8 protein-coding genes are annotated in these 8,103 nt (G+C 62.9%); 1 reads left to right on the top strand and 7 read right to left on the bottom strand.

Annotated features, from left to right (window positions below; genetic code table 11):
• Nucleotides 1-119 precede the first annotated feature (119 nt).
• From nth to ACXWUF_RS14430, 5 genes are all read right to left on the bottom strand, one after another.
• Nucleotides 120-758 carry an endonuclease III gene (gene nth, locus ACXWUF_RS14450; protein WP_458495350.1) on the bottom strand — a complete coding sequence of 213 codons (639 nt, stop codon included), beginning with the start codon at nt 756-758 and terminating at the stop codon, nt 120-122.
• The gene (locus ACXWUF_RS14445) at nt 755-1,465 is read right to left on the bottom strand and encodes an electron transport complex subunit E (protein ID WP_458495349.1); all 711 of its coding nucleotides are present in this window, start codon (nt 1,463-1,465) and stop codon (nt 755-757) included. The genes nth and ACXWUF_RS14445 overlap by 4 nt, the downstream gene beginning before the upstream one ends.
• A gap of 82 nt (nt 1,466-1,547) precedes the next feature.
• Nucleotides 1,548-2,369 carry a penicillin-insensitive murein endopeptidase gene (mepA, locus tag ACXWUF_RS14440; protein ID WP_458495348.1) on the bottom strand — a complete coding sequence of 274 codons (822 nt, stop codon included), beginning with the start codon at nt 2,367-2,369 and terminating at the stop codon, nt 1,548-1,550.
• Nucleotides 2,370-2,781: 412 nt separating this feature from the next.
• Complete coding sequence (locus ACXWUF_RS14435; protein WP_458495347.1) at nt 2,782-3,846, bottom strand: hypothetical protein; 1,065 nt, start codon at nt 3,844-3,846, stop codon at nt 2,782-2,784.
• Entirely contained in the window at nt 3,839-5,092 is a 1,254-nt protein-coding gene (locus ACXWUF_RS14430) for a hypothetical protein (RefSeq protein WP_458495346.1), read from the bottom strand. Before ACXWUF_RS14430 ends, ACXWUF_RS14435 begins: the two co-directional genes overlap by 8 nt.
• A 161-nt stretch (nt 5,093-5,253) precedes the next feature.
• Between ACXWUF_RS14430 and ACXWUF_RS14425 the strand changes: the two genes are divergently transcribed.
• Nucleotides 5,254-5,406: a hypothetical protein gene (locus ACXWUF_RS14425; protein WP_458495345.1), complete on the top strand. Its 153-nt coding sequence runs from the start codon at nt 5,254-5,256 to the stop codon at nt 5,404-5,406.
• A gap of 156 nt (nt 5,407-5,562) precedes the next feature.
• Here the strand turns inward: ACXWUF_RS14425 and ACXWUF_RS14420 are convergent, their stop codons facing one another.
• Nucleotides 5,563-6,075 (bottom strand): OmpA family protein, encoded by a 513-nt coding sequence (locus ACXWUF_RS14420; protein ID WP_458495344.1) that lies wholly within the window; start codon nt 6,073-6,075, stop codon nt 5,563-5,565.
• 26 nt (nt 6,076-6,101) lie between these two features.
• The gene (locus ACXWUF_RS14415; protein ID WP_458495343.1) at nt 6,102-7,835 is read right to left on the bottom strand and encodes a C1 family peptidase; all 1,734 of its coding nucleotides are present in this window, start codon (nt 7,833-7,835) and stop codon (nt 6,102-6,104) included.
• Nucleotides 7,836-8,103 lie beyond the last annotated feature (268 nt).

Genomic DNA, 8,103 nt, shown 5'->3' with positions numbered 1-8,103 from the left:
AATGTCGGGCATGGGAATACATGCCCGACCTACCAGGCTGGACATGAGCGCCGTCGTCCAACACCTTTCAAAAACCACCGAATGATGTAATTTCCTTCGTTCAATGCCTGCTGCACGGGTTACGAATTAGGCGTCTTATCCGGGTATTCGCAGAGATCGGCAATCGGACAAACCCCACACTTCGGCTTCCGCGCCACACAGGTATACCGCCCATGCAGAATCAGCAAATGATGGGCATCCTTCATAAACGCCTTCGGCGTGGTTTTCTCCAGCGTCCTTTCCACTTCCAAAACATTCTTGCCGGGGGCGAGCTTGGTACGGTTGGCGACGCGGAAGATATGGGTATCCACGGCAATCGTATTCTCCCCGAACGCCGTGTTCAAAATCACATTCGCCGTCTTCCGCCCCACGCCGGGCAGGGCTTCCAACGCTTCCCGCGTGCGTGGCACCTCACCCCCGTGCTTTTCCAGCAGAATCCCGCACAGCCCGATAATATTCTTGGCCTTGGCGTTGAATAGGCCGATGGTTTTCACATACGCCTTCAACCCCACCTCGCCCAATGCCAGAATCGCCGCCGGGGTATTGGCGACAGGAAACAGCTTGTCCGTGGCCTTGTTGACGCCCTTGTCGGTGGCCTGGGCCGACAGCACCACGGCGACCAGCAATTCAAACGGCGTGGAATAGCGCAGTTCCGTGGTGGGTTCGGGGATGGCGGCGGCGAGGCGCTCGAAGATTTGGCGGCGTTTGGCGGCGTTCATGATTCGGTGACGGCGGGATCGCGGGTGGATCGAAATTGCTTGACGGCGGGCGCGGCGGCGGTGCGTTTGGCCCGCTCATCGACGAGGTTCTTCACGGCGATCAACAGCCCCAGCCCCATGAACGCGCCCGGCGGCAGGATGGCGAGCAGGAAGCCCCCGTAGTCCCGGAATACATGGACGGTCCAGGCTTTGGCGGCCTCGCCGAACAGCAACTCCGCGCCGCCGAGCAGCGTGCCGGTGCCGACCAACTCCCGCCCCGCGCCCAGCAGCGCCAGCGCGAAGGTGAATCCCAGCCCCATCGCCAAGCCGTCCAGCAAGGCGCGGTCCAGCGGATGCTTCGAGGCATAGGCTTCGGCCCGGCCAATGATGGCGCAGTTGGTGACGATGAGCGGGATGAATATCCCCAAGGCTTTATGGAGTCCATGCAGCCAGGCGTTCATCGCCAAGTCGATGACGGTGACGACCGAGGCGATGACCAGCACGAACACCGGCAGGCGGATGTCGTGGGTGACGTGGCGGCGGATCAGCGACACGAGTCCGTTGGACAGCACCAGCGCGGCGGTGGTGGCGAGTCCCAGCCCCAGGCTGTTGACCACCGAGTTGCTCACCGCCAGCAGCGGGCAGAGGCCGAGCAGGGCGACCAATGCCTGGTTGTTGGTCCACAGGCCGTCGCGGATGATTTTGCGGTAGGCGGGGGAAATGCCCATGTTGGCTTCCATCACAAGGCGCGGTTCAAAGTCACGCGAGTTAGCGCCGGGCGTCCCTAAACCACCCGACGACCCCTTTTCCTTACTCCTCCGCCAACACGCCCCGGCACGCCACCGGCATGGTTGGCTTCGGTTCCGACGACTTGCCGGTGCTGGCGGGTTCGTGGCTGAACCACCAATCCAGACTTGAGTCGCAACCATCGCCCGCCGGGATGGCGTCCTGGCGCACACAGGCCGGGCTGTCGGGCGGACAGGCGAGGCGCATGTGGAAATGGTCGTCGTGGTGATACCAGGGGCGAATCTTCCGCAGCCAAGCCCGGTCGCCCCGCGCCGTGTCGCACAGTTCCCGCTTGATGTGGGCGTTCACGAAGATGCGGTCGACGGCGGGCAGTTGGGCCGTCGCCTTCAGAATCTGGACGTGGCGATCATTCCACAGCCGGTAATCCAGCCCCCGCGAGGCGCCGCTCAACAAGCTGGGCGCCGGGACGTTGGAACGCAGCCGGTCGGCATGGGCGTGCAGGCTGGGGTTGAGGTCGAACCAAACGTCGGCGTCCAGCCCGGTCTGGTGGCTGCGATGACCAAACGGCATGGGACCGCCACGGGGCAAGGCCAAATCGCCCACATGCAGCACGCCCAGCCCGGTGGCGGCTTTCTCGCCCAAGGCTTGAATGGCGTCCACCAGGGAGGGCTGGCCGAAATAGCGGTGGCGCTCCAAGTGCATGACCACATAGCCCCGGCCTTCCGTCGGCAGCATTTGGGCGCCGCTCTGGCAACCGGCGGTGGTTTCGCCGATGGAACGGGACGGGCCATCGGTGGGACCGGGCACGTCGGCCCAGGGATTGGCGAGGGTGGGGCCGGTCAGCAATAGTCCGAGGAATAGGGCGGGGAGTCGGTTTAGGTGCATGGGGGATAAAAAGTTGTCGAATGTCGGCCCGTTGTGATGGGTTTCGCGAAGCTCTACCCATCCTATAGGTTATAGGGGCAGCCCTTTCAAAGTGGTTTACTGGGCTAACGAAGTCGGGTTATGTAAGCCCATGATTTTGCTGTGGCCCGTGTCAACGTTGGCAGCGCCTTACGCTTCGGTACAGAAAAATCGTATTTGCAACTTATTGATTTAAAAAGGCTATTTTTACACTTTGAAAGGGCTGGTTATAGGGGTTATGTAAGGTTAGGCGATTTCCGAAAATGCTTGTCGCCGTTGATCTGGATGTAGGATGGGTAGAGCGTACTCGCGAAACCCATCGAGCCGGAGACAGGGTGATGGGTTTCGCTTCGCTCTACCCATCCTACAGGTATGTCTTTTCCTGGAAATCGCCTCAAGCGCTGTCCCCATCCTGCGCTCTGGTTCCGCCCTGATCTTCCAGCGGGAGGCGCCGCTTGTTCGTGATGCCCCAGCCCCGTGACCGGGCCACCTTCACGTCATGGATTTCTTCTTCCAGCGCCAAGCGCTGCCGCTCCATCGCCAGCAATTCGATTTCCCGGCGCAAATGATGCTCCACGTCGGTGAGGGCTTCGGCCCGCAGGCTTTTTTCCCGCAGGTCGGCCTCCAGTTCCATTTGCCGCAGCCGGGCCTCGTGGCGGATGCGTTCTTCCCGCAGCCGGATTTCGCTGTCGATTTGCTCCGAATAGCGGGTTTCGTCGGCGGCCAGTTCCATGCGGACCTGCTCGGTTTCCTGGCGCTGCTTCATGCGGCGCAGTTCCGCTTCCTTGTTGAGCAATTCCAGCATCCGCGCCTCGTGTTCCAGCTTGAGTTGCTGTTCGAGCGCCTGCCGCTCGTAATTCTCGCGGGCCAGGCGCTCGGTGGTTTCCCGGCGGCGGCGCAGCAGTTCCAGGACTAGCCCGGTGTGCTTTGAATCCGCCGTGCTGGCGAGTTCGTCCAGATTCTCGGGGTTGGCGAACCGGGTTTCGACCCGGCAGCGGGCGCGGCTCTGGATGTCCCGCAGCGCCAGCAATTCGTGGGCGATGTTCTCGATGCGCTGCGCCACGTCGGCATGGCCTTCCGCCAGCCAGTCGGTGGTTTCCAGGGCGCGGAGTTCCTGTTCCGCCGCGTCTTGCAGCAGGGTCCGGTAACTGGCGCGGATGTGCCCGCCCAAATCGCCGATGTGGTCGAGATGCTCCTGGGCGAACTTGAGCGTGGGCTGGAAGCGGATCGACAAGCTGGCTTCCAGGGTACACAGCGGGCCGAGCCGGGGCGTTTCCAGCGGAATCAGCCAGTCCTCAATCGCGAGGCTGTAGACCTGGTGGTAAAAGCGCTGGGAATAGCGCCTGGGGCGGGCGAACACCCGCTTGAACGGCCCGAGCCGGGACAGCACCACGCGGCGGTCGCCTTCGAAGCCCGCTTCCCAGCGCTCGTCTTCTTGGGGAGGAAAAAAATCATCCATGGGCTTTCTTCCTCATGGCTTCGGCCAGTTTGGCGTCGTTGGCGGATTCGCCGGGCGGCGGGGTGGTTTTCAAGGTGGCGATGCGTTCGGCGATGATGGGGTAAAGATTGGGGGCGAATTCCACCGTGCGATGGCTCATCTTGCGGAGATAGCCCCGGTTCAACAAGAACGCCACGGAGAACATGCGGGTCCAGTCGGAATAGCGGCGGGCGCGTTCCAGTTCGGTTTTCTCGATGCTGAATTCCAGTTCGTCGTTCTTGTTGATGGTGAACTCGCCGAACTGCCTAAGCCCTTGGAAGGCCAGATTCTTTTCCTCCTCGGTGAGGGGGCCGGGGGCGGTGGATTCCAGCCGGTAGGACAGGATCAGGGTGAAGAAGTCCACCATCCCGGCGCAGGCCAGGGCGAACCAGGAGATGTTGTCCCACATGGCGAAGGTGGGCGTGATGCCCTGGGCGAATTCGGAATAGGAGCCGAACCGGGGCGCTTCCACCGGGACCGCGCCATGGGCGGACGCCAGGGTTTCGGCCTCGCTTTGCAAGGCTTGGAACGCCTTGACCACGGCCTCGTAGGCGGCGGGGTCGTTCATTTGGAAGGCGAAATTCTGGAGCGCGCTCCGGGTTTCGGTTAAGCGCTTTTCCAGGCTTTGGAAGCCCGTGTTCAATTCTTTCAGCTTGGCCTGCTCGCCTTGCAGGATTTCATTGTAATAGCCCCACACCTTGCCCTTGCCGACGTTGTGCCGCATCCCCGGCTGGGCGCCGAGATAAGCCTGGGTGGCTTCCTGGGTGGCCTGCTCGACGCGCTTTTGCTGGGCTGCCGTCAGTCGGCTTTTCAGGCCCACCACGCCGTCGAGGTAGCGGTTGATGTCCTTGGCGAGCTGGGTTTGCCGGTCGATCAGGATGGAATCGCGCTGGGAGAATTCGTAGAACTTGAAATAGGAGAACGACACCGACACGGTCAGCGCCACCAGCAGCGACAGCACCACGGCGAAGAATCGGGCGGGGTTGGCCCGCCAGTGCATCCCGGCCAGGTCCAGGGCGCAGATCACCACGATGGATTGCACGGCCACCGTCACGATGAGCGCGATCCACGGCGTGATGAAATAGCTGAGTCCGTAATAGGTGGTGTAGCCCGAGGCGACGCTGAGCATCAACACGATGGGCACGGACCAGACCCGCAGCAGCCCGACGAAGGTGCTTTGGATGGCGTTGAGCCATTCGCCGATGCGCCAGACGGCGGCGCTGCTCATGGCGTGACTCCGGGAGTGATGATGGGATGACGGGGAAGGGCGGGGGAGGGGTGCGAATAATAATCAAGCATCGTGGTCGAATTATTTTAGTTTTGCCCGGCGGGGGATGGTTTTGGGCTTATGCTAGTGCCTTAACAAGCTTTTTGGGAAGTGGATTCGGTATGACGCTGTTTTGGGTATTTCTGACGTTGGTGATCGTGATTGTGCTGGGCAATGCCTTGACCTTGCTGCGGACGGCGAAGAAGCCGTACATCCCCGAGGGTGTCAAGCCGAAGCCGTATAAGGATGATGATAAGGACGGTAGTGGTTGGTGAATATGGCTTCGGCTCCGCTCAGTCCCATAGGATGGGTGGAGCTTCGCGGAACCCATCGCTCCAGTCCGGTAGGCTGGGTTGAGGCACGCAACCCAGCCGCCCTACGCAACGGATAAGCTGGGTTTCGTGCCTTAACCCAGCCTACGGGCTACGGACTCACGGTGCCAGCCTAGTCACTTGCACCCGCCGATTAATAGCGCTAGTCGGATGGGCCGGGTCGGCCAGTTCGGAAAAGCCCTTGCCTTCCACTTCCAACCGGCTGGCATCAATGTGGTGGCGTCGTACCAGGTAACTCCGCACACTCAGGGCACGGTCCCGGGACAATCCGAGATTGTATTGCTCGCCGCCGATGGTGTCGGTATGCCCAGTGATCTTGAACCGCGAGGCCCGCAATTCTTCCCTTTCGAGCGCGTCACCCAGTCGATCAAGGATCAGCCTGGCGTCGGTTTTTAGTTCCGCCGAGCCATAGTCAAAATTGACTTCCAAGTCGATGCTGGCGGAATCCGGGGCGGGCGGGTCTTCGCCTTCAACGGTGATTTTGGGGGCCAGCTTCCTGACGATTTCGCGGGCGCTGGGACGGCGGGCATCGTCGGCCCAGGTGGGCGGGCAGGCGAGGGACAGGGACAGCAAGCCAAGGACTAGCGCGGTCGTGATGTTGAGGTGGCGCATGGGGGAGGCTCCGGGAGATCGGGTGATTAGGGTTTGGCGTGGGTCAGCAGGGTCGCCACGGCGGCGGACACCACACGGGCCGGGGCACCGGGTTCGGGCTTCACCAGGAAGGCTTGGCGGAACTGGGTGAGATAGTCGCGCTCGATCTGGGTTTTGGGCAGCTCCTCGCTGAACAGCGGGCTGGCCGTGGCGATGGCGACCACCATCTCGTGGCCGAACGGGGCGCTGACGGTGAGCTTCAGCTGGCCCGGCTCGCCGCTGCCGTTGCCGAACACCAGCCGGGTGTTGGGTGCCAGCGGCTTGGGGAAGCGGCCTTGGGGGCGGACCAGATGCACGGCGTCGCCATTGGCCGTGATGTAGGTCAGGTAGAGATGGCTGGGATAGGCGGGCGTGGTCACTTCGAGGGCGAGGTTGTCGCCGTCGGTCAAGCGGCGGGCGTCCGCGCCCATCACCGCGACCCGCAAGCCGCTGTGTTCCGCCAGGGCATCGCTGAAGGTCAGCAGCGCCTCGCATTGGGGCCAGGGCCGCAGTTCGGTGGCGAGGGTCACCCGTGCGCCGAGCTTTTCCAGTTCGGCTTGGATTTGTGCCAGGTCTTCCGGGTAGCCCGCGAAGCCGCGCAGGGTCACGCGGTGGTCGGCTGTCACCGAGCCGTCGAGGGCGGCGCATCTGGCTTCGCTAGTCAAGGCCGTCAGCCTGCGTTGCAATTCGGCGGGCGTGGCCGGTCGGACCTGTGGCTTGGGCGGAGGCACCACCACCGGGGGTTTGGGCTCCGGCTCGGGTTCGGGAGGCGGCTCGGGCGGCGGCGGTTCCGGCTGGGGAGGAGGGGATGGGATCACCACCGGCGCGGGTGGTTGCGGCTCAGGTTCCGGTGGGGGTGGCGGCACCACGACCGGGGGTGGCGGGTCGGGTATTGGCGGCGCGGGGGCGGGTTCTGGCGCGGGCGGCGGCGGGGACGGCGCGGCGACGTTCATGACGAAGGCGTTATGGGTCCATTTCTGGAAGGCCGCATAGGAGACCCATCCAAAGCCGCCATCGCCCCAACGGGTGCCCCAGGAGTTGATGAGCTTGAAGGCCCGCCTGGGTTCGCTGTAGCCGACCAGCACCATGGCGTGGCCGCCGGTGCGGGGAGAGGTCAGGTCGTTGTAGATGTCGTCATCCAAGTCCTCAAAGGAATCGGACACGTCCATGCCGAAGATGACCGGATTGCCGATGGCGATCTGGCCCTTGAGGTCGTCGAGCTTGTCGGTGTCCACCGTCCGCCAATCGTCGATGCGGTAGCGGGCGGCGGCGGTGACGAGTTCGGCGTCGGGTTGGCGCGAGCAGTCGTCGTCGTCATAGGGAAATTCCGCCAGCGGGGCCGCGCCGGTGTCTTTCAGAAGTTGAAGGGCGTTGGAAATGGCGCTGCCGCTGTGGCAATCCCGCGCCTTCACTTGGTTGTAGATGAAGGCGGGGCTGAACTGGTGGGCGGGGTCGTCGGGGTTCCAGCCCTGGCGGCGGGCTTCGTGGTAGGAGCGGGCGGCGTAGCTGGTGGCCCAGGCGGTGCAGGAGCCTTGCCGGCCTTGGTTGCCGGGGGTGGGGAAGCGGGCCGAGAGGTCGGCTTCGGGTGGAAGAAAAGCCCGGTAAAGCGGGGTTTTCGGCATCGCGGCGTAGGCTTGGGGGGCTTCGGGCAGGTAGCCGGTGGCGTGTTTTTCGCCAGCCAGGGCCGTGGTTGTGGACAGCAGCGCGGCGAGGCCGATGAGGGGAAGACGGTGTTTATTCATGTTGTTGAGACCTCATTACCGTTGCGGGCCAGCCCGCAAAAAATCCCAAGGAGTTGTCACCATGCTTGGCTTGTAGTCCCGCCTTCAGGCGGTTGTTTGCCGCCTGAAGGCGGGACTACCAACCTCTGTGGCATCCGCCATAGGTTGACCCTCCAAAAAAAAATCGCCCAAGGGGCTGCCGCCCCTTGGAACCCCGCTGAAAGAAAAGAAGAAAAAAGGAAAAAGACCAAAGAATACAGGAAATTAGTCCTGGGCAAGCCGAAAACCC

The sequence above is a fragment of the Methylomagnum sp. genome (assembly GCF_054333355.1).
This window is presented reverse-complemented; position numbering and strand designations above follow the sequence as displayed.